The organism is Pseudarthrobacter sp. C4D7, from assembly GCF_013359725.1.
GTDB lineage: Bacteria > Actinomycetota > Actinomycetes > Actinomycetales > Micrococcaceae > Arthrobacter.
On sequence record NZ_JABFMW010000027.1, the window covers coordinates 1 to 19,879 of the forward strand.

22 protein-coding genes are annotated in these 19,879 nt (G+C 65.5%); 18 read left to right on the forward strand and 4 right to left on the reverse strand.

Annotation, left to right across the window (positions count from 1 at the left end):
• Nucleotides 1–89: 89 nt before the first annotated feature.
• From HNO81_RS16130 to HNO81_RS16155, 6 genes are all read left to right on the forward strand, one after another.
• Nucleotides 90–1,619 carry an extracellular solute-binding protein gene (locus HNO81_RS16130; protein WP_175319125.1) on the forward strand — a complete coding sequence of 510 codons (1,530 nt, stop codon included), beginning with the start codon at nt 90–92 and terminating at the stop codon, nt 1,617–1,619.
• Nucleotides 1,620–2,594 carry a sugar ABC transporter permease gene (locus tag HNO81_RS16135; RefSeq protein WP_175319126.1) on the forward strand — a complete coding sequence of 325 codons (975 nt, stop codon included), beginning with the start codon at nt 1,620–1,622 and terminating at the stop codon, nt 2,592–2,594.
• Between the two features lie 2 nt (nt 2,595–2,596).
• Nucleotides 2,597–3,469: a carbohydrate ABC transporter permease gene (locus HNO81_RS16140; RefSeq protein WP_175319127.1), complete on the forward strand. Its 873-nt coding sequence runs from the start codon at nt 2,597–2,599 to the stop codon at nt 3,467–3,469.
• Nucleotides 3,470–3,487: 18 nt separating this feature from the next.
• Complete coding sequence (locus HNO81_RS16145; protein WP_175319128.1) at nt 3,488–4,198, forward strand: rhamnogalacturonan acetylesterase; 711 nt, start codon at nt 3,488–3,490, stop codon at nt 4,196–4,198.
• Nucleotides 4,199–4,870: a DUF1961 family protein gene (locus tag HNO81_RS16150; protein WP_175319129.1), complete on the forward strand. Its 672-nt coding sequence runs from the start codon at nt 4,199–4,201 to the stop codon at nt 4,868–4,870.
• A 116-nt stretch (nt 4,871–4,986) separates the two neighbouring features.
• Nucleotides 4,987–5,364, forward strand: a complete 378-nt coding sequence (locus HNO81_RS16155; RefSeq protein ID WP_175319130.1) for an STAS/SEC14 domain-containing protein — start codon at nt 4,987–4,989, stop codon at nt 5,362–5,364.
• Between the two features lie 11 nt (nt 5,365–5,375).
• On the opposite strand, the gene HNO81_RS16160 is transcribed toward HNO81_RS16155, so the two are convergent.
• Entirely contained in the window at nt 5,376–6,398 is a 1,023-nt protein-coding gene (locus HNO81_RS16160) for a LacI family DNA-binding transcriptional regulator (protein ID WP_175319131.1), read from the reverse strand.
• Nucleotides 6,399–6,551: 153 nt separating this feature from the next.
• Here HNO81_RS16160 and HNO81_RS16165 point away from each other — a divergent pair, with 153 nt between their 5' ends.
• From HNO81_RS16165 to HNO81_RS16200, 8 genes are all read left to right on the forward strand, one after another.
• On the forward strand, nt 6,552–6,896 hold the full coding sequence (locus HNO81_RS16165; RefSeq protein ID WP_175319132.1) for an L-rhamnose mutarotase: 345 nt from the start codon (nt 6,552–6,554) through the stop codon (nt 6,894–6,896).
• Nucleotides 6,897–7,013: 117 nt separating this feature from the next.
• Nucleotides 7,014–8,180 (forward strand): L-rhamnose isomerase, encoded by a 1,167-nt coding sequence (gene rhaI, locus HNO81_RS16170; RefSeq protein ID WP_175319133.1) that lies wholly within the window; start codon nt 7,014–7,016, stop codon nt 8,178–8,180.
• A 6-nt stretch (nt 8,181–8,186) separates the two neighbouring features.
• Nucleotides 8,187–10,223, forward strand: coding sequence for a bifunctional aldolase/short-chain dehydrogenase (locus HNO81_RS16175; RefSeq protein WP_175319134.1), 2,037 nt, complete (start codon nt 8,187–8,189; stop codon nt 10,221–10,223).
• Nucleotides 10,220–11,698, forward strand: coding sequence for a rhamnulokinase family protein (locus HNO81_RS16180; RefSeq protein ID WP_175319135.1), 1,479 nt, complete (start codon nt 10,220–10,222; stop codon nt 11,696–11,698). The genes HNO81_RS16175 and HNO81_RS16180 overlap by 4 nt, the downstream gene beginning before the upstream one ends.
• 57 nt (nt 11,699–11,755) lie before the next feature.
• Nucleotides 11,756–12,775, forward strand: coding sequence for an acetylxylan esterase (locus HNO81_RS16185; protein ID WP_175319136.1), 1,020 nt, complete (start codon nt 11,756–11,758; stop codon nt 12,773–12,775).
• A 251-nt stretch (nt 12,776–13,026) separates the two neighbouring features.
• A complete protein-coding gene (locus HNO81_RS16190) occupies nt 13,027–14,142 on the forward strand; it encodes a 3-deoxy-7-phosphoheptulonate synthase (RefSeq protein ID WP_175319137.1) in 1,116 nt (371 codons plus the stop codon).
• A gap of 147 nt (nt 14,143–14,289) precedes the next feature.
• Nucleotides 14,290–14,502, forward strand: coding sequence for a helix-turn-helix domain-containing protein (locus tag HNO81_RS16195; RefSeq protein WP_043452394.1), 213 nt, complete (start codon nt 14,290–14,292; stop codon nt 14,500–14,502).
• Between the two features lie 151 nt (nt 14,503–14,653).
• Entirely contained in the window at nt 14,654–14,752 is a 99-nt protein-coding gene (locus HNO81_RS16200) for a 30S ribosomal protein bS22 (protein WP_003792170.1), read from the forward strand.
• A gap of 90 nt (nt 14,753–14,842) precedes the next feature.
• Here the strand turns inward: HNO81_RS16200 and HNO81_RS16205 are convergent, their stop codons facing one another.
• The gene (locus HNO81_RS16205) at nt 14,843–15,661 is read right to left on the reverse strand and encodes an HAD family phosphatase (RefSeq protein ID WP_175319138.1); all 819 of its coding nucleotides are present in this window, start codon (nt 15,659–15,661) and stop codon (nt 14,843–14,845) included.
• A gap of 78 nt (nt 15,662–15,739) precedes the next feature.
• Between HNO81_RS16205 and HNO81_RS16210 the strand changes: the two genes are divergently transcribed.
• Both HNO81_RS16210 and HNO81_RS16215 read left to right on the forward strand, forming a co-directional pair.
• Entirely contained in the window at nt 15,740–15,994 is a 255-nt protein-coding gene (locus tag HNO81_RS16210) for a glutaredoxin family protein (RefSeq protein WP_175319139.1), read from the forward strand.
• 9 nt (nt 15,995–16,003) lie between these two features.
• Entirely contained in the window at nt 16,004–16,708 is a 705-nt protein-coding gene (locus HNO81_RS16215) for a redox-sensing transcriptional repressor Rex (RefSeq protein ID WP_175319140.1), read from the forward strand.
• 66 nt (nt 16,709–16,774) lie between these two features.
• On the opposite strand, the gene HNO81_RS16220 is transcribed toward HNO81_RS16215, so the two are convergent.
• Nucleotides 16,775–17,596 carry a hypothetical protein gene (locus tag HNO81_RS16220; protein WP_175319141.1) on the reverse strand — a complete coding sequence of 274 codons (822 nt, stop codon included), beginning with the start codon at nt 17,594–17,596 and terminating at the stop codon, nt 16,775–16,777.
• Between the two features lie 223 nt (nt 17,597–17,819).
• Entirely contained in the window at nt 17,820–18,368 is a 549-nt protein-coding gene (locus HNO81_RS16225) for a YceI family protein (RefSeq protein ID WP_175319142.1), read from the reverse strand.
• Nucleotides 18,369–18,583: 215 nt separating this feature from the next.
• Between HNO81_RS16225 and HNO81_RS16230 the strand changes: the two genes are divergently transcribed.
• A complete protein-coding gene (locus tag HNO81_RS16230) occupies nt 18,584–19,264 on the forward strand; it encodes a histidine phosphatase family protein (protein WP_175319143.1) in 681 nt (226 codons plus the stop codon).
• A 35-nt stretch (nt 19,265–19,299) separates the two neighbouring features.
• A complete protein-coding gene (locus tag HNO81_RS16235; protein WP_175319169.1) occupies nt 19,300–19,878 on the forward strand; it encodes a TlpA disulfide reductase family protein in 579 nt (192 codons plus the stop codon).
• Nucleotide 19,879: the final 1 nt, after the last annotated feature.

A 19,879-nucleotide genomic window follows, 5' to 3' on the forward strand; every position in this document is an offset into this window, starting at 1 on the left:
AGCGGTTCTCCGGGCAATCAGCATCTGGCTAACAGCTTTAGGAGACACGCCCTAGCCCAACACCCCAACGAAGTGGAAAAGGAAGAACTATGATCCATCGCAAACTTTCCCTGGCCGCCGCCGTCGTTACGGCCACGGCATTGTCCCTGACGGCGTGCAGCGGCGGTGATGCTCCGGCCGCGGACCTCACCTCCGTATCCATCATGGCGCCGTTCCTGGAAGCCCAGCCGCCGTCGGCGGACGGCGCGGTGCAGAAGAAGCTGGAGGAGATCACCGGCAAGCAGGTCAAGATCAACTGGGCTCCCAACGCCTCCTACGAGGACAAGACCAACATCACGCTGGCGGGCTCGGACATCCCGCAGGTCATGGTGATCCAGGGCAAGACTCCGGGCTTCGTCAAGAACGCCCAGGCAGGCGCGTTCTGGGACCTGACCGACAAACTGGACAAGTATCCCAACCTGAAGACCACCTTCCCGGACATTCAGCAGAACGCCAGCGTCAACGGCAAGGTGTACGGCGTCTTCCGCGGGCGTTCCCCCATGCGCACGGCCGTCATGTTCCGGCAGGACTGGCTGGACAAGCTGGGCCTGCAGCCGCCCAAGACCACCGAGGACCTGTACAAGGTGGCGAAAGCGTTCACGGAGCAGGATCCGGACGGCAACGGCGTCAATGACACGTACGGCATCACCATCCCCAAGTGGGGTGCGCTGGGCACCAACAGCCCCTATGACGTGATCGAGGAGTGGTACGGCGCCGGGAACCGCTGGACGGAGCGGGACGGCAAACTCATCCCCAGCTTCGAGACCGACGAGTTTCTTGAGGCAGACCGTTTCATCAAGAAGATGGTTGACGAAAAGCTCATCAACCCCGACTTCGCCACTTTCGACAGCACCAAGTGGAACGAGCCGTTCTTCAACGGCAAGGGCGGCATCATTGTCGACGTCGATTCCCGGGTCAGCGTGCTCATCAACCTCTTCAAGCAGGCAGACCCCAACAACTTCCAGAACAAGGTGGGATTCGTGGGCAACCTCGAAGGCCCGGACGGCAAACTCCACGCCCACCCCACCGACGGCTACTCGGGGTTCCTTGCCGTTCCCAAATCGAGCGTAAAGACCGAGGCTGAACTGGATAAGGTCCTTGACTTCCTGAACACCATGAACGGCAAGGATGTGGGAATCCTGCTGAACAACGGCATCGAGGGCGTGAACTTCACGGTGGAGGACGGCAAGGCCGCCACCATCAAGCCCGAGACCCCGGAGGGCAAAGCCGTCACCACCGACATCAAGAGCTACGCCCAGCTGGGCATGAATGTTACGGGCAACCAGTTCTATCCGGTGAAGCAGCCCACCGACTACGAGCAGCAGGTCTTCGACAAGCGCACCGACGTCATGGCCAAGGACCTCAAGAGCGCCGTCTACAACCCGGCGGCACCCTACGTTTCCGCCACCTACGTGGCTAAGGGCGCCCAGCTGGACAACATCGTGGCTGATGCGCGGATCAAGTACCTGGCCGGACAGATCGACGAGCAGGGCCTCAAGGATGCCATCAAGCTGTGGGACACCAGCGGCGGCAACAAGGTCAAGGAAGAAATCAACAAGCTGTGGCAGGACAACAAGTAAATGGCAGCCCCTGTCATTGACACCCTGGCCGGGGAGCGGACGCGCGGAACTGCGCCCGCTCCCCGGAAACGGGGCAGGTTCTCCGTCCACTTCGCGCACTACAAGTGGCTGTACCTTCTGCTGCTGCCCGGCGTGGTGTACTTTGCGGTGTTCCGGTACGCCCCGATGTACGGGGTGTCCATCGCGTTCAAGGATTACGTCCCGTTCCTGGGCGTCAACGGCAGCCCGTGGGTGGGGTTCCGAAATTTCGAGGACTTCTTCGCCAACCCGGACTTCCCGCGGCTGCTGGGCAACACCCTGATCCTGGCCTTCCTGAACCTCGGAGTGGCCTTCCCGCTGACCATCATCCTGGCGCTGCTGCTGAACGAAGTCCGGCTGTCCATCCTCAAGCGCACGGTCCAGACGCTGGTGTACATCCCGCACTTCCTGTCCTGGACCATTGTGGCCTCGCTGAGCTTCCTGCTGTTCGCCCTGGACATCGGGCCGATGTTCCAGTTCCTGAACAGCGTCATGGGCACCAACATCGACTTCCTGTCCGATCCCGCCTGGTTCCGTCCACTGATCGTGCTGCAGGAAATCTGGAAGAACACCGGCTGGGGCACCATCATCTTCCTTGCCGCGCTGTCCACGGTGGACCAGGACCAGTACGAGGCCGCCATTATCGACGGCGCCGGCCGGTTCCGCCGCGTCTGGCACATCACGCTTCCCGCCATCCGTTCCACCATCATCGTGATGCTGATCCTGGCCATCGGCCAGATGCTGAACACCGGGTTCGAGCAGATCTACCTGATGACCAATGCGCTCAACCGCGAGGTGGCCGACGTTTTCGACACCTACGTCTACTTCGTGGGCATCACCCAGGGCGCCTACAGCTACTCCACTGCCGTGGGCCTGTTCAAATCCCTGGTGGGCATCGTGCTGATCTTCGGCACCAACTGGCTGGCCAAGCGATTCAACCAGAGCGGACTCTTCTAGCCATGAAAATCCACAACACCCGCGGCGGCCGGATCTTTGACGCCGCCAACTACGTCTTCCTGTCCGTGATCGGCCTCATCACCCTTTTGCCGTTCGTGTATGTCTTCGCCGGTTCATTCGCCACCGAGGCCGAGATCACGCGCCGGGCGTTCTTCGTCTGGCCCGAACAGTTCACCCTGGGCTCCTACGAGTACATCTTCGCCACCCCGGCGTTCGTGCGCGCCCTGGTCACCACCATCCTGGTCACCGCCGTGGGCACCCTGGTCCAGCTGGCGTTCACCGTGACCATGGCCTACCCGCTGGCCAAGAAGACCCTGCGCGGCAGGAACCTCATCCTGTCCCTGGTGGTCTTCGCCATGGTGTTCTCCGGCGGCATGATCCCCACCTTCCTTTTGGTCAAGGACCTGGGCCTGCTCAACTCCTACTGGGCCCTGATCCTGCCGGCGGCCATCAACCCGTTCAGCCTGATCATCATCAAGAACTTCTTCCAGGAACTCCCCGCGGAACTGGAAGAGTCCGCCAAGATGGACGGCGCCACCGAAATCGGGATCCTGTGGCGGATCCTGCTGCCGCTGTCCAAACCGGTCCTGGCCACCTTTGCGCTGTTCTACGCCGTGGGCATCTGGAACGACTTCATGTCGCCCCTGCTGTACCTGAGCGACAACTCCAAATGGACCCTGCAGATGTACCTGCGCCAGGTCACGGCGGCCTCGGACCTGCTGGGCACGGGCAACGTTGACCCCAACTACATCCCGCCGGAACAGGGCATTAAGTTCGCGGTGATCGTGGTGGCCACCCTGCCCATCCTCATCTTCTACCCGTTCCTGCAGAAGCACTTCGCCAAGGGCATGCTGATCGGCTCCGTCAAGGGCTAAACTACAGAAAGAACCATCATGAAAATCCTGCTGGCCGGCGACTCCACCGTGGCCAACTGTCCCACGCACGAATTCCCCATGAGCGGCTGGGGCGCCCACCTTGCCCCGCTGACCCACCAGTGGGGCTCCGTCCACAACTTCGCCAAGGGCGGCGCGAGCACCGAATCGTTCCGCGACGAGGGGCTCTGGGCAGCACTCCTCGCCGACACGGGAGCGGGCGACGCCGTGCTCATCCAGTTTGGCCACAACGACCAGAAGAAACAGCACCTCGCCGCCCGCACCGGCTACGCGGCAAACCTGCGCACCATGGTGGGGGAGGTGCGCGCCCTGGGCGCGGCCCCGGTGCTCTGCACCTCGGTGGAGCGCCGGCACTTCCGGGACACGCCGTCGTCGGGCGCTGTCCTTGAGGAAAGCCTGGAGGATTATCCGGAGGTGGTCCGTGAGCTCGGCCTGGAGCTGGACGTTCCCGTGGTCGACCTGAACGCGTGGACCCGGCGCCTGTACCTTGGGCTGGGGCGGGAAGGCTCCAGGGAGCTTTTCTGCCACTTCGCGCCGGGGACGCACTCGTACTGGCCCAGGGGCCTGGCGGACAATACGCATTTTTCCCAGCAGGGAGCTGCGCTGGTGGCGGCGGAGGTGGCCCGGCAGCTGGGCGGACTGGGGTACGGCGCGTCCGACGCCGGAACGTCCCGCACCCCGGAATTAAGCGCGACGGCGGGACGCGGCTAAGTGGGCGCGGCCGCCCCTGACCAGGCCGTCCTGTACCGCAACCCGCTGGCCGTGCCGGGGGATGTGGCCGGGTGGGTGGCGGAAGGGCCGCTGGGCCTCGGCACGCATCCCGGCGGCCTGGAGCTGTCCGGCACCCTGGACGACCAGGCGCACGGCGACCACGCGCACTGGACGTTCTGGTGCCCGGAGGAGTTTCCGGACGGCATCCGCATCAGCTGGGAGTTCCTTCCCCTCGCGGAGCCCGGCCTGGCAATGCTGTTCTTCGCGGCCACAGGGCACGGCGGCCAGGACCTCTTCAGCCCGGCCCTCACAACCAGGACCGGCAACTACCGGCAGTACCATTCCGGCGACATTGATGCCCTGCACGTCTCCTATTTCCGGCACAAGTACCCGTCCGAGCGGGCTTTCCGTACCTGCAACCTCCGCAAGAGTGCCGGCTTCGAACTGGTGGCCCAGGGTGCTGACCCGCTGCCGCCCGCGGAGGACGCCACCGATTCCTACCGCCTGGAGGTGGTGAAGGACGGGCCGCTGGTGGCGTTTTCCATCAACGGTCTTCTTCTCTTCGAGTGGCGGGATTCCTCGGACCGGGTGCTTGGCGGCGGCCGGATCGGATTCCGGCAGATGGCCCCGCTCCGGGCCGCCTACCGGAACCTGATGGTGGAGAAGCTATAGGCGCAAACCGCCGGGTGGCAGGAGGTGAGCCTTTTGCGGGCGCCCAACTCGTTGTGGCTTCCGGACTGGTGCAAGATAGAGGGGTTCAGGAACTGCCCACTGGAGGGAGGCGGGGTATGGAGCCCGTAATGGTCGACGGCGGCAAGGGTACCGTGGAATTGCGTGCCGACGGGATCATCCACCTCATCTGGGAGCCCAAAGTCCGCATCGAGATCGAGGACGCGCAGGCGGCGATGGCTGCGGTGAACCGCATTGCAGGGGACGGCAACTATCCCATGCTGGTGGACATGGCCACCACGGAGAACGTGAGCATCCAGGCCCGCTCGGTGTTCTCCATCCCGTGCGCCGCCAACCGGATCGCCCTGCTGGGGACCAGCCCGGTGGACCGGATTATTGCCAACTTCTTCCTGGGCGTGCACGTCCCGCCGTGTCCCACGCGGTTCTTCACCTCGCGGACCGAGTCCATGAAGTGGCTGCAGCAGGCGGGGCAGTAAGGCCGGGCTGGTCAGCGGGCGCTGAGTGCGGCCGTGCTCTGCCGGACCACGAGTTCCGGTGTGAAGACCACGGACCGGTGGACGGGGTTCCGGGACTCCACTTCTTCTGACAGCAGTTCGATGGCGGTCCGGCCCAGCAGCTGCGTGGGCTGGCGGATGGACGACAGGGGGACCACAGCGGAGACGGCAAAGTCGATGTCGTCATAGCCGATCAGCGCCACGTCCTCGGGGATGCGGAACGTGTGCGTCATGGTCACGGACTGCATGACGCCCAGTGCCAGGAGGTCGTTGGCGCAAAAAATTCCCTCGGGCAGCTCAGCCCGGCCGCGCTCCACCAGCATGTCGCCCACGCTGCGGCCCGCCAGGACCGTCTGCCCTTCTGCTTCCAGCACCTCAAGCGAGGCGTCCGGCTCCTCCTTGACGGCCCGCCGGGCCCCCTGGAGGCGATCCGCCACCTGCCGGATGGACGTGGGGCCGCCAACAAAAGCGAGCCGGCGGCGGCCGGTGTCCAGCAGGTGCCGGGCAGCCAGGTACCCGCCGGCGTCGTCATCCACGGCAACCGAGCTGAACTTGGATTCGTCCGCCAGCCGGTCCACCAGCACCGTGGGCACGCCGCGCTCGCGGAGGAGGTCCAGCCTGTCCGTTACATCTCCCACGGGGGAAATCAGCAGGCCCTGCACGCGCTGCTCCTGGAAGAGGTCGATGTAGTTCGCTTCCCGGCCGGCGTTGTGGCCGCTGTCGCCCAGCAGGACGGCGCTGCCCTGCAGGGCAGCTGCGTCCTCCGCCGCGCGGACCACGGCGGTGAAGAACGGGTTGCCCACGTCCAGGACGATCAGGCCGATGGTGCGGCTGTGGCCCACCCGGAGCTGGCGGGCTGCGTCGTTGCGGACAAACCCCAGCTCGTCGATGGAGCGCAGGACCCGTTCCCTGGTCCGGTCAGAGACCCGGTCGGGATAGTTGAGGACGTTGGACACCGTTCCCACGGCCACACCCGCGTGGGTGGCGACGTCCTTGATACTGGCTGTGCGGTTCATCGATTCTCCGTGCCGACGTGCCCGCAGCAGGAGGTTCCGCCGCGGTACAACAAAAGTTTCTGCCATTGCTTGACACCTGCTCAAATCCAAGAGTACTTTGAATCGTACCAATGAAACGATTCAAATTTGCTGGAGTTTGTAAGGGGAGTTCCTATGAGGGTGTGTTTCCGTTCCTCGGTCCAGCCGGCGCTGATTGACGAGTACCGGCGCCGGCATGCAGCCGTGTGGCCGGAGATGCTCCAGGCCCTCAAGGAAGCGGGCTGGCACAACTATTCCCTCTTCCTCGGAGACGACGGGCTCCTGGTGGGATACGTGGAGTGCGACGACTTTGACGCCGTGCGTGCCCGGATGGCCTTGACGGACGTCAACGCCCGCTGGCAGGCCGAAATGGCAAGCCTTTTCGAGGATTCAGGCCAGGCGCCCGACGAAGGGTTCCAGGTGCTGGCGGAAGTCTTCAACCTCGACAGCCAGCTGGCCGCACAGGGCGCCACAAGCTGACCTGCAGTACCCGCCCGCCGGAGACTCTGAACAACAGGGGCTGGCGGCAACCACGCCCCGGCAGCGGGGCATCCACCAAACGCATCAGACAGACGCTCAACACCGGAAAGAACCAACATGAACGACGTAGCAACGGCGCTGGGCAGGCTCGGAGAGCTTGCCATCGAGGTCCCTTCGTGGGCCTATGGAAATTCAGGTACGCGGTTCAAGGTGTTCGGCACTCCCGGCACGCCGCGGACAGTCCAGGAAAAGCTGGCGGATGCCGCCAAGGTCCACGAGCTGACCGGCCTGGCGCCCACAGTGGCCCTGCACATTCCTTGGGACAAGGTGGAGGACTACTCCGCCCTGAAGGATTACGCGGCAGGCCTGGGCGTGGGCCTGGGCACCATCAACTCCAACACGTTCCAGGACGACGACTACAAGTTCGGGTCCCTGACGTCCTCCAACGCGGCCGTCCGGCGCCGGGCCATTGACCACCACCTGGAATGCATCGACATCATGCACGCCACGGGCTCGCGTGACCTGAAGATCTGGCTGGCGGACGGCACCAACTACCCGGGCCAGGACGACATGCGCGGACGGCAGGACCGCCTGGCCGAATCCCTGCAGGAGATCTACGCAGCCCTGGGCGATGAGCACCGGCTGGTGCTGGAGTACAAGTTCTTCGAGCCGGCGTTCTATCACACCGATGTTCCGGACTGGGGCACCTCCTACGCGCAGACCCTGGCCCTGGGGGAGAAGGCGTATGTCTGCCTGGACACCGGCCACCATGCGCCGGGCACCAACATTGAGTTCATCGTGATGCAGCTGCTGCGCCTGGGCAAGCTGGGGTCTTTCGACTTCAACTCCCGCTTCTACGCCGACGACGATTTGATCGTGGGTGCCGCAGACCCGTTCCAGCTGTTCCGCATCATGCACGAGGTGATCCGCGGCGGCGGGTACGGCAAGGATTCCGGCGTGGCGCTCATGCTGGACCAGTGCCACAACCTGGAAGAGAAGATCCCGGGCCAGATCCGTTCCGTCCTCAACGTCCAGGAGATGACCGCCCGTGCCCTGCTGGTGGACACCGCAGCGCTGACCGAAGCCCAGCGTGCAGGCGATGTCCTGGCCGCCAACGGCATCTTCAACGATGCGTTCTATACCGACGTCCGGCCCATGCTGGCCGAGTGGCGTGAATCCCGCGGCCTGCCCGCGGACCCGATGGTCGCCTACAAGGCCAGCGGCTACCAGAAACAGATCAACGAGGACCGCGCAGGCGGCCAGCAAGCCGGATGGGGCGCCTGAGAAGTGATGACGAACAAAACTGTGCAAGACCTGATTGCCCGTTCCAACCGCCTGGGCGCGGACAAACGGAACACCAACTTCGCTGGCGGCAATACCTCAGCCAAGGGCACCGAAAAGGACCCGGTGACCGGTGAGGATGTCGAGCTCCTCTGGGTGAAAGGCTCCGGTGGCGACCTTGGCACCCTGAAGGCCCAAAACCTGGCGGTGCTGCGCCTGGACCGGCTGAACGCACTGAAGAACGTTTACCCCGGCGTCGAGCGTGAGGACGAGATGGTGGCCGCGTTCGATTACTGCCTGCACGGCAAGGGCGGGGCGGCGCCGTCGATCGACACCGCCATGCACGGGCTGGTGGACGCCGCGCACGTGGACCACCTGCACCCGGACTCCGGCATCGCCATTGCGACGGCGGTGGACGGCGAAGCGCTCACCACCAAGATTTTCGGTGACAAGGTGGTGTGGGTTCCCTGGCGCCGCCCCGGTTTCCAGCTGGGCCTGGACATCGCAGCGATCAAGGACGCCAACCCGCAGGCCGTCGGCACCATCCTGGGCGGCCACGGCATCACCGCCTGGGGCGCCACCAGCGAAGAAGCAGAGCAGAACTCGCTGTGGATTATCGACCAGGCCGAAAAGTACATCAAGGACAACGGCAAGGCCGAGCCCTTCGGCGACAAGCTCCCCGGCTATGGGGCGCTCCCCGAGGCCGAGCGCCGTGCCAAGGCAGCCGCCCTGGCACCCGTGATCCGAGGCCTGGCCTCCACGGACAAGCCGCAACTGGGGCACTTCAGCGATGACGCCGTCGTCCTGGACTTCCTCGAATCAGCCGAACACCCGCGCCTGGGTGCCCTGGGGACCTCCTGCCCGGACCACTTCCTGCGCACCAAGGTCAAACCGCTCATCCTTGACCTGCCCGCCGACGCCTCCATCGAGGACTCGATGGCGCGGCTGCAGGAACTGCACGCGGACTACCGCGAGGACTACCAGGCCTACTACGACAGGCACAAGGACGCGGACAGCCCCGCCCTGCGCGGCGCAGACCCGGCCATCGTCCTGGTTCCCGGCGTGGGCATGTTCTCCTTCGGCGCCAACAAGCAGACCGCCCGGGTAGCCGGTGAGTTCTACCTCAACGCCATCAACGTGATGCGCGGCGCCGAGGCTATCTCCACCTACGCCCCCATCGAGGAATCCGAGAAGTTCCGCATCGAGTACTGGGCGCTGGAAGAAGCCAAGCTAGCCCGGATGCCCAAGCCCAAGTCCCACGCCACCCGCATCGCGCTGGTGACCGGCGCGGCATCCGGCATCGGCAAGGCCATCGCAACGCGGTTGGCGTCCGACGGCGCGTGCGTTGTCATTGCCGACCTGAATCTTGAGAACGCACAAAAGGTCGCCGAGGAACTGGGCGGTGCCGACGTCGCCATCGGCGTCCAGGCCGACGTCACCGACGAAGCGCAGGTCGCCGCCGCGATCGACGCCGCTGTCCTGGCGTTCGGCGGCGTGGACCTGGTGGTCAACAACGCCGGCCTGTCCATTTCCAAGCCGCTGCTGGAAACCACCGAGAAGGACTGGGACCTGCAGCACAACGTGATGGCCAAGGGCTCGTTCCTGGTGGCCAAGGCCGCCGCGAAGGTCATGATCGCCCAGGGCATGGGCGGGGACATCATCTACATCTCGTCCAAGAATTCCGTGTTCGCCGGCCCCAACAACATTGCCTATTCCGCCACCAAAGCCGACCAGGCCCACCAAGTTCGGCTCCTCGCCGCGGAACTGGGCGAGCACGGCATCCGCGTCAACGGGATCAACCCCGACGGCGTGGTCCGCGGCTCCGGGATCTTCGCCGGCGGCTGGGGCGCCAAGCGCGCAGCGGTCTACGGCGTGGACGAGGAGAAACTGGGGGAGTACTACGCCCAGCGCACCCTGCTCAAGCGCGAAGTCCTGCCCGAACACGTGGCCAACGCCGCAGCCGTCCTCACCAGCAACGAACTGTCCCACACCACCGGCCTGCACATTCCCGTGGACGCCGGTGTGGCGGCGGCCTTCCTGCGGTGAGCACGGCGGCAGGGGCAGCCAACGCGCAGCCTTCCTCCAGCGTGTTTGCCGCCGTGGACATCGGTGCCTCGTCCGGCCGCGTGATCCTGGGACGCGTCTCCCCGGCAGGCGTGGCCCTGGAGACCGTCCACCGTTTCCCCAACGGCGTGGTGGAGCGCGACGGCGGCCTCCGCTGGGACTTCGATGCACTGTTCGCGGAGGTGCTTGCGGGACTCCGGGCGGCCGCCGCGGTGGCGGCAGCCCAGGGGGAGACGATTGCCGGCATCGGGATCGACACGTGGGCCGTGGACTACGGCCTGGTCAACAAGGCCGGTGAACTGGTGGCCCAGCCGTACAGCTACCGTGACGACCGCAGCCGGGCTGCCGTCGCACCCGTCCACGCCAGGCTGGACCCGGAGCGGCTGTACCAAACCACGGGACTGCAATTCCTGCAGTTCAACACCATCTACCAGCTCGCCACCGAGAAGGACCTGGACGGGCTGCAGGCACTGCTCATCCCGGACCTGATCGCCTTCATGCTCACCGGGGTGCGCCGCACCGAGGCCACCAACGCCTCCACCACGGGCCTGTTTGACGCGGTAGCGGGGGAGTGGGCCACCGAATTCCTTGCTGCCCTGGGACTGCGGAAGGATCTGTTCCCGCCACTGGTCCAGCCCGGCGAAACGGTAGGTACACTCCTGCCGGAGATCGCCGCCGCCGTGGACCTGCCCGGGGACACGAAAGTGGTGGCGGTCGGCTCACACGACACTGCTTCCGCCGTTGCCGCGGTCCCCGCTGGGGAGGAGGACTTTGCCTATATCTCCTCCGGGACCTGGTCCCTGGTGGGGCTGGAACTGAAGCACCCGGTCCTCACCGAGGCCAGCCGCGAAGCCAACTTCACGAATGAACGCGGCGTGGACGGCACCGTCCGCTACCTGCGCAACGTGGGCGGGCTGTGGCTGCTGAGTGAATGCCAGCGCGCCTGGGCCGGCGAGGGTTTCCGGCCGGACCTTGACGCACTGCTTGCAGCCGCAGCCGCCCTCCCGGCAGGGCCGCAGATCAATGCCGATGACCCGTACTTCATCGCTCCGGACGACATGCCCGAACGCATCCGTGCGGCGGTCCGGCGCACCGGCGACGTCCTGCCCAACGATCCCGCCGCCATCACGCGCTGCATCATGGACAGCCTGGCGGCCGGCTATGCCAGGACCATTACCGCTGCCGAACGCCTCGCCGGCCGCACCGTTGACGTGGTCCACGTGGTAGGCGGCGGCTCCCAAAACGCCCTGCTCTGCCAACTCACCGCCGACGCCACCGGACGCCCCGTCGTCGCAGGACCCGTCGAAGCCACCGCGCTGGGCAACATCATGGTCCAGGCCCGTGCCGCAGGAGCGGCCGCCGGCGGGCTGGCGCACCTGCGCGGCATCATTGCCGCCGGGACAACCCTGCGCCGCTTCGAACCACTCATCAGCGTGCGCCAGGGATCCATGCAGTAGAAATAGAAGATCTCCACCGCGAGGCCGCCGCACAACAGAAAAAAGAACAGGACAACGATGCCCCTCTTCGACCTGCCCCTGGCCGGGCTCCGCACCTACGCCTCCGACGTCACGCCGCCCCGGGACCTGGCGGCCTTCTGGGACGCCACCCTCGACGAAGCCCGGGCTTTCCCGCTCAACGCGTCATTCGAACAGGTGGAAAACTACCTCACGGTGATTGATACCTTCGACGTCACCTTCTCCGGGTTCGGCGGCGCCCCCGTCAAAGGCTGGCTGCACCTGCCCGCCCACCGGGAGGCAGGCGCCCGGCTTCCCGTGGTGGTGAACTACATCGGCTATTCCGGCGGCCGCGGCCTGGCCAACCAGGACACACGCTGGGCGCAGGCCGGTTACGCCCACTTCATCATGGACACCCGCGGCCAGGGGTACGGGGGCCTGGTGGGCGATACCCCGGACCCCCATCCCTCCGCCGGGGACGTAGCGCACGCCGGCCTCATGACCAGGGGCATCTCCAGCCGGGAGGACTACTACTTCCGCCGCGTCTACGTGGATGCCTTCCGCGCGGTGGAGGCCGCCCAGGCCCATCCCGCCGTCGACCCGGCCAAAGTGGTGCTGGCCGGTGTCAGCCAGGGCGGCGGCCTGGTGGTGGCCACTGCCGGGCTCACCGCGGGACGGCTCGACGGCGTCATCGCCGCGCTGCCCGATGTTCCCTTCCTGCAGGACTTCCCCCGCGCGATCGACATCACCCCGCGCGGGCCGTACCCGGAGATTGCGCAGTTCCTGGCCCGCCACCGGGACCGCTACGACGCCGCGCTGGAGGTCCTCAACTATTTCGACGGCGTCAACCTGGCCCGGTGGGCCACCGTTCCGGCACTCTACTCGGCTGCGCAGATGGACGACATCTGCCCGCCATCCACGGTTTTTGCCAGCTACAACGCCTATGGCTCCGGCACGGACCCGGCATCGGCCACGGAAGCCGTAAAGGACATCGAGGTCTACCGCTTCAACAACCACGAGGGCGGCCAGGAGCACCACTGGATCAAGCAGCTGCAGTTCCTGCGCAAGCTTCTGGGGTAGGCCGGGACGGGTCCGGGACAGAATGTGACGGACCCGATTTTGCGGCCGCGCTGCGCCGGGCTTAGGGTCTCTCCCATGACTAACCGTTGGTATGCGTATTTTTCGTTGGCTCTGGAGGGGCCCGCGTCTAACTGACACGCATCCAGCTTCCTTCAGAGCCAACAGGGCAGAGAACATTCTCTGCCCTTCGCCGTTTCTCCGGCGGGTTCTGAAATCCGGGCCCGCTTCCCATCTGGAACAGGACCCCGAACATGAGCACCGCAACAGCACCCGCCAGCGCCACAGCTTCCACGTCCAACCTGCGCGTCAGCGAATTCACGCCGCTGCCCACCCCGTCGGAGCTCCTGGCCGACCTGCCGCTGGGCACCCGGGAAGCCGCCGTCGTCGAGCGCGGACGCGACGAAGTCCGCGCCATCATGGACGGTGTGGATGACCGCCTGCTGGTGATCGTGGGCCCATGCTCCATCCACGACCCCAAGGCCGGCCTCGAATACGCCCGCCGGCTGGTCAGCCAGGCCGAGAAGCACAAGGAAGACCTGCTGATCGTCATGCGGACCTACTTCGAAAAGCCGCGCACCACGGTGGGCTGGAAAGGCCTGATCAACGATCCGCGGCTGGACGGCAGCCACGACATGGCGACCGGCCTCCGCGCCGCCCGGCAGTTCCTGCAGCAGGTCACGGCGCTGGGGCTGCCCACCGCCACCGAATTCCTGGAACCGATCAGCCCCCAGTACATGGCGGACCTGGTCTCCTGGGGCGCCATTGGTGCACGCACCACGGAAAGCCAGATCCACCGGCAGCTCGCCTCCGGGCTTTCCATGCCCATCGGCTTCAAGAACGGGACCGACGGCGGCCTGCAGGTTGCCATCGACGCCTGCGGTGCCGCGGCGGCAGCCCAGGCCTTCCTGGGGATCGACGGCGAAGGCAGGGCCGCGCTGGTGGCAACGTCAGGCAACCCGGACACGCACGTCATCCTCCGTGGCGGCCGTAAAGGCCCCAACTACTCAGCGGCGGACGTGGAACGCGCCTCCACCGAACTGGCGGGCAAGGGGCTGAACCCCCGCCTGATCGTCGACGCCAGCCATGCCAACAGTGGCAAGAGCCACCACCGGCAGGCGGAAGTGACCCTGGAGATCGGTGCCCAGCTTGAGGACGGGGGAGCGGCCGCCCGGGCCGTGGCCGGGGTGATGCTGGAGAGTTTCCTGGTGGGCGGCGCCCAGAACCTTGACGTTGCCGACCACGCGGCGGGCCGGGCTGACCTGGTGTACGGCCAGAGCGTCACGGACGCCTGCATGGACTGGGACGTATCCGCGTCCGTCCTGGAGCAGCTGGCAGCCTCTGCCCGGAAGCGGCGGCAGTCCAATTAGGGGCGGAAATAGGGGAAACACTACTTTCACATCTGCCACATGAACATCTAGAGTATCTGTGTAGGGTGGATGGCTCAGCATCGGAACACCGCATTGGCAAGTACCTGGGGTCACTGTGTCCATCCGTCAGCAAAGGAAAATAGGGAAATGTCGGCAGAACAGAACTTCTCCAACGCGAAGTTCCTGACCGTGGCTGAAGTAGCCGAGGTCATGCGCGTCTCCAAAATGACTGTCTACCGCCTGGTCCACTCCGGCGAAATGCCGGCAGTGCGCTTCGGCCGCTCCTACCGGGTTCCCGAAAACGCCGTTGAACAGTACCTCAAAGGTGCTGTCGTGGACGGCCATACCGAGACCGCCTGAGGCGGCCTGTCCCGAGCCGCCCCCGATAGGCGGTACCCTGTTAAGGAACGTTTTACGTCATTGTAAGAATCTGTCAGTTGTTCAGTTCGTAGCTTTGTCCACGAACATTCCCCATCAGGCAGGTACTGCATCTAGTTTGTAAGGAACTTTCGTGGGTTCAGTTATCAAGAAGCGTCGCAAGCGTATGGCCAAGAAGAAGCACCGCAAGCTGCTTCGCAAGACCCGTCACCAGCGCCGCAACAAGAAGTAGAGATACTTCGCAGAGCGTGGAAATACCCGTCGCCTTTCGAGGCGGCGGGTATTTTTTTGTGCTGCAGCTGCCAGGCGGTTGCCGGGCGGGCTATGCGCGGGGGCCGCGAATCCGGGCGAACCCTTTCCAGAGGCCGTAGACGGCACCGCCAAAGGTTGCTGCCTTGAGGCCCAGGGTGGCGGCCCGGCGGCCGGAGCGGAAATCGTAGACGGGCCAGTTCCGGTCCCGGGCATGGCGCCGCAGCTTGGCGTCGGGGTTGATGGCCACGGGGTGTCCCACCAAGGACAGCAGCGGAACGTCGTTGTAGGAATCGCTGTAGGCCCAGCAGCGCTTGAGGTCCAGTCCCTCTTCGTCGGCGATAGCCTGGACAGCCACCGCCTTGGCTGAGCCGTGCAGGATGTCGCCCACCAGCCGGCCGGTGTACATGCCGTCCGATACCTCGCCGACGGTCCCCAGCGCTCCTGTCAGTCCCAGCCGGGTGGAGATCACGGTGGCTACTTCGATGGGCGTGGCCGTCACCAGCCAGACCCGCCGGCCCACCCGAAGGTGCTGTTCCGCGAGTGCCTTGGCGCCCGGCCAGATCCTGGACGCGATCATCTCGTCATAGACCTCTTCGCCCAGCGCCTTGATGTCATCAACGCTGATGCCCACTGCCAGGGTGAGGGCCGAGTCCCGGACGGCGTGGACATCATCCATGTTTTCACCGCGGGCCACGAACTTGAACTGTTTCCAGGCCATGCCAGCCGCCTGCCTCAGGGTGAACGCTCCCCGCTGGTGCATCTTCCGGGCCACGTGAAAAAGGCTGGCCCCGCGCATCAGGGTATTGTCCACATCGAAAAACGCCGCTTCGCCTGGCTGCGGCGCAGCAACCGGCCGCGTGACGACGGCGACGTATTTCTCCTCGGGCATGGACTCGAGTCTAGTCAATCCACCCGCCGGCCGCCGTCGGCGTCACCCGCACGCCGCGAACGGCGATACCGTTAAGCCATGGCTACCCCCCGCGTCGTCCTGGTCACCAAAGCTGACTGCCACCTTTGCGAAGAGGCGCGCGACGCCGTCGGCCGGGTCACTGCCTCCCTGGGCCTTACCTGGAGCGAAGAGCTGGTGGACAACCAGCCGGAACTGCGTGAGCGCTATGCCGAAGAAATACCCGTGGTCCTGGTGGACGGCGTGCAGCGCGACTTCTGGAAGATCGACGAAACCCGGCTGGAACGCGTGCTCCAGCGCGCCATGGCCAATTAGGGGGTGCGGGTGACGTCCTTGGATTCAACATCCCAGCCTGTTCCGGGCCTCCCGGACGCCACGGGCACACCGGCAAAGCAGATTCCGCCTGCTGCGGTGGCCCGGCTGACAATTTATTTGCGCGCCTTGAACACCCTGCTGTCCGAGGGGGTGGAGCGGGTCTCCTCGGAATCCCTGGCGGAAGCCTCCGGCGTCAGTTCCTCGACCTTACGCAAGGACCTCTCCCATGTGGGTTCGTACGGCACCAGGGGTGTTGGGTACGAGGTCCAGTACCTCAGCCGGCACATCGCTGCGGCGCTGGGACTGACGCACGACTGGAAAGTGGCCATTGTTGGCGCAGGCAACCTGGGCAAGGCGCTGGCCCGCTACGGCGGCTTTGAATCGCGGGGTTTCGACGTGGTGGCCATCTTCGACGCAGACCAGATGGTGGTGGGCAACGAGGTGGGATGGCTGCGGGTCAGCGACGTGGCAGACCTCGAGGCCGTCCTTCACCGCACCGGGGCCAACATGGTGGTGCTGGCGCTCCCCGCCGCGGTGGCGCAGGGCATCTGCGACCGCGTGGTGGCGGCGGGTGTGCACAGCGTGCTCAGCTTCGCTCCGGTGATGCTGCAGGTTCCGGAAGGGGTCAACCTCCGCAAGGTGGACATGGCCACGGAGCTGCAGATCCTGGCCTACCACGCCCAGCGGGCACAGGCGCCGGGGCAGACGGCGTAGTTTCACGGTTAAAGGCGGCGGCCCGGGATGCTGGACATCCCGGGCCGCTGCTGCGTGGTGTGGGGTTTACCGCCCGTACGGGTTGCCGAAGCCGCCGGAATACGGGTTGGCGAACGGCTGCTGCTTGCGGAAATACGGGGCAGCGGCGGGGAGGTAGAGCAGGACGATGGCCGCGATTCCCAGGACGGTTCCGAGCGTTCCGAAGCTGGGAACGCCAAACAGGCCCAGGATGGACAGCGCCGCGAACACGGTTCCGAGGATGCGTGCCCAGTTCTTGCCCTTGCGGATGAAGAAGGCCACCAGCAGGTAGAGGGCGGCGCCGATGATGGCGAAGACCACCAGGGTGCCCGCGATGACGCTCTTGATGTCGTCGTAGGTGACGCCCGCGCCGCTCGCCTGGACCTGCTGTTCAAAGGCCTGCCGGAACTGGGGGTCGTCCAGCTGGGTGAGGCCGGTGAGCATTGAGATGACGAAAATTGCGGCGGACGCGATCAACAGCCAGAACGAGATGTTCACCAGCTGTGGAACGCCGTTGCTGCCTGCCGCCTGCGGTTGCTCCGAGGGGTACTGGGCGTACGGCGACTGGTTGTAGGGCGACTGGCCGTACTGGGGCGCAGCCGAGGGCTGGGACCCGTACTGGGGCTGGTCCTGCCCGTACTGGGGTGCGTTTTGGCCGTACTGCGGCGCGTTCTGGCCGTACTGGGGCGCAGCCGAGGGCTGGGACCCGTACTGGGGCTGGTCCTGGGCGTACTGGGGTGCGTTTTGGCCGTATTGCGGCGCGTTCTGGCCGTAGCGGGGCGTCTGGCTGCCGGACTGGTCGTTCCCCGGCTGGCCGTTGCCGGAGTGGGGGTCTTGGGGTGCGGGAGGCGGGACGGGAGGAGTACTCATGGCGTTCCTTCTGCAGGTCGGGTTCCGGGTAGGCTGCCGGGAATCGGTCCTCAGCCTTCCCCCCAGCGTGGCTTATGTCCACCGTACCCCCGGCCGGGCGCGTTGTGCGTGATTCAGCGGGATTCACGCCCCGGACCGGCGGCAACGGCGGTGCACTGTTAAGCAGGATGCCCCGGTACCTGGCCGGGAGGGCCGGGTACCGGGGCATCCGGTGCGGGGAAACTTATGCTGCGGGGGCGATGAAGGCCAGTTCCAGGTTGATGGCAACCTTGTCGCTGACCAGCACGCCGCCGGCTTCCAGGACTGCGTTCCAGGTCAGGCCGAAGTCCTTGCGGCTGATGGTGGTCTCGGCGGTCAGGCCGGCGCGGGTGTTGCCGAACGGATCGACGGCCACACCGTGGAGCTCGGTCTCAAGGGCCACGGGACGCGTGACGCCCTTGATGGTGAGGTCGCCCTGGAGCTCGTAGGCGTCGCCCTTGGGGACGATCGCGTTGGAAACGAAGGAGATTTCCGGGAACTTCTCGACGTCGAAGAAGTCTTCGCCGCGCACGTGGCCGTCGCGGTTGACGTCGCCGGAGTCGAAGCTCGCGGTCTTGATGGTGGCGTTGACCTTGGAATCGGCCACGTTCTCGGCGAGGTCCAGGGTGGCCTCTGCTTCCTTGAACTGGCCGCGGACCTTGCTGATGCCCGCGTGCCGGACAGTGAAGCCGATCTCGCTGTGGGAGTTGTCCAGGGTCCAGGTGCCGGTGGTGACGTCTGCGGGAAGTGCCATGATGTTGCTCCTTGGTGTGAATGCCTGCTGTGGTCCTGCAGTTGAAACTTCATCGGTTGAAGCCTCAACTATCTTGCTGCATCCAGTATAAACATGCATTTGCATGTTTTGTTCCCGGTTTCGGAACATTTCTTCAGAAACTTAAGTTCTACTGTTTGTAGAAAGCCCGTGCGGAAGATTTCGGATCGCACGCCATCTTTGAGAAACTGGTAGACATGCCCCAATCCACTGTCCATCTGCTCCGCCACGGCGAGGTCCACAATCCCGACGGCGTTCTCTATGGACGGCTCCCCGATTTCCACCTCTCCGAGCTGGGGCAGGAGATGGCCCGGATGCTGGCCGGCCACTTCCGGCAGCGCGCCGAGCACGGAGCCCGGATCACCTACCTGGCCGCCTCCCCGCTGGACCGGGCGCAGGAAACTGCGCGGCCGACGTCGGAATCCCTGCAGCTGCAGATCCACACGGACCGGCGCATCATCGAAGCGGAAAACTACTTCGAGGGCATGAAGGTCACCAAGGCCGAACTGCGGCGGCCAAAGCACTGGCCCCACCTGGTCAACCCGCTGCGCCCCTCATGGGGCGAACCGTACAAGCAGCAGGCCGCGCGGGTGGCGGCCGCTGTGCAGGACGCGCGGCTGCAGGCCATCGAGCTGGCTGCCGGCGACTTCGGCGCCGAGGGTCCGGAGGCCATCTTGGTCAGCCACCAGCTGCCCATCTGGGCAACGCGCCTGAGCGCGGAGGGCCGCCCCCTATGGCACGACCCGCGCAAGCGCGAGTGCACCCTGACATCCGTTACATCCCTGGTGTTCAACGACGACGGCTCGCTGCTGCGGGTCGAGTACAACGAACCTGCGGCATCCCTTCTTCCCGGTGCCGCCAGCACCCCTGGAGCCTAGCCGTGAGCAACAACACCTTTCCCTCGCGCCGCAGCATGCTTGCCGCAGGAGGCATGGCCCTGACTGCGCTGACCCTTGGACTCTCCGGCTGCGCCCAGGAGGACGCGCTGGCCAAGCAGGCCAAGGCGGGCGACAACAAGAACTACGTTGCCGGTGACGGCTCCGTGACCGAGTTCGCCGCCGCGGACCGCAAGGAAGCCGTGCAGATCCAGGGTGCGCTCTTCAACGGCACCGGGGTGACACCGTCCGATTTCCAGGGCAAGGTCAGCGTGTTGAACTTCTGGTTTGCCGCCTGCGCACCGTGCCGGGTGGAAGCGCCGCTCCTTGAGGAACTGCACCAGGAATTCAAGGACCAGGGCGTCCAGTTCTTCGGCGTCAACCTCCGTGACGAGAAGCCTACGGCCGAGGCGTTCGAGAAGACCTTCAACCTGACCTACCCCAGCTTCGACGACAAGGACGGCGGCGTGCTGCTCTCCGTCTCCGGCCTTGTCCCGCCCGGCGCCGTGCCCACCACGCTGGTACTGGACAAGCAGGGCCGCGTGGCGTCCCGCGTCCTCGGCGAAATCGAGAAGGGCACCCTGAAAGCCCTCATCACCGCCGCCGTGGCGGAATAGG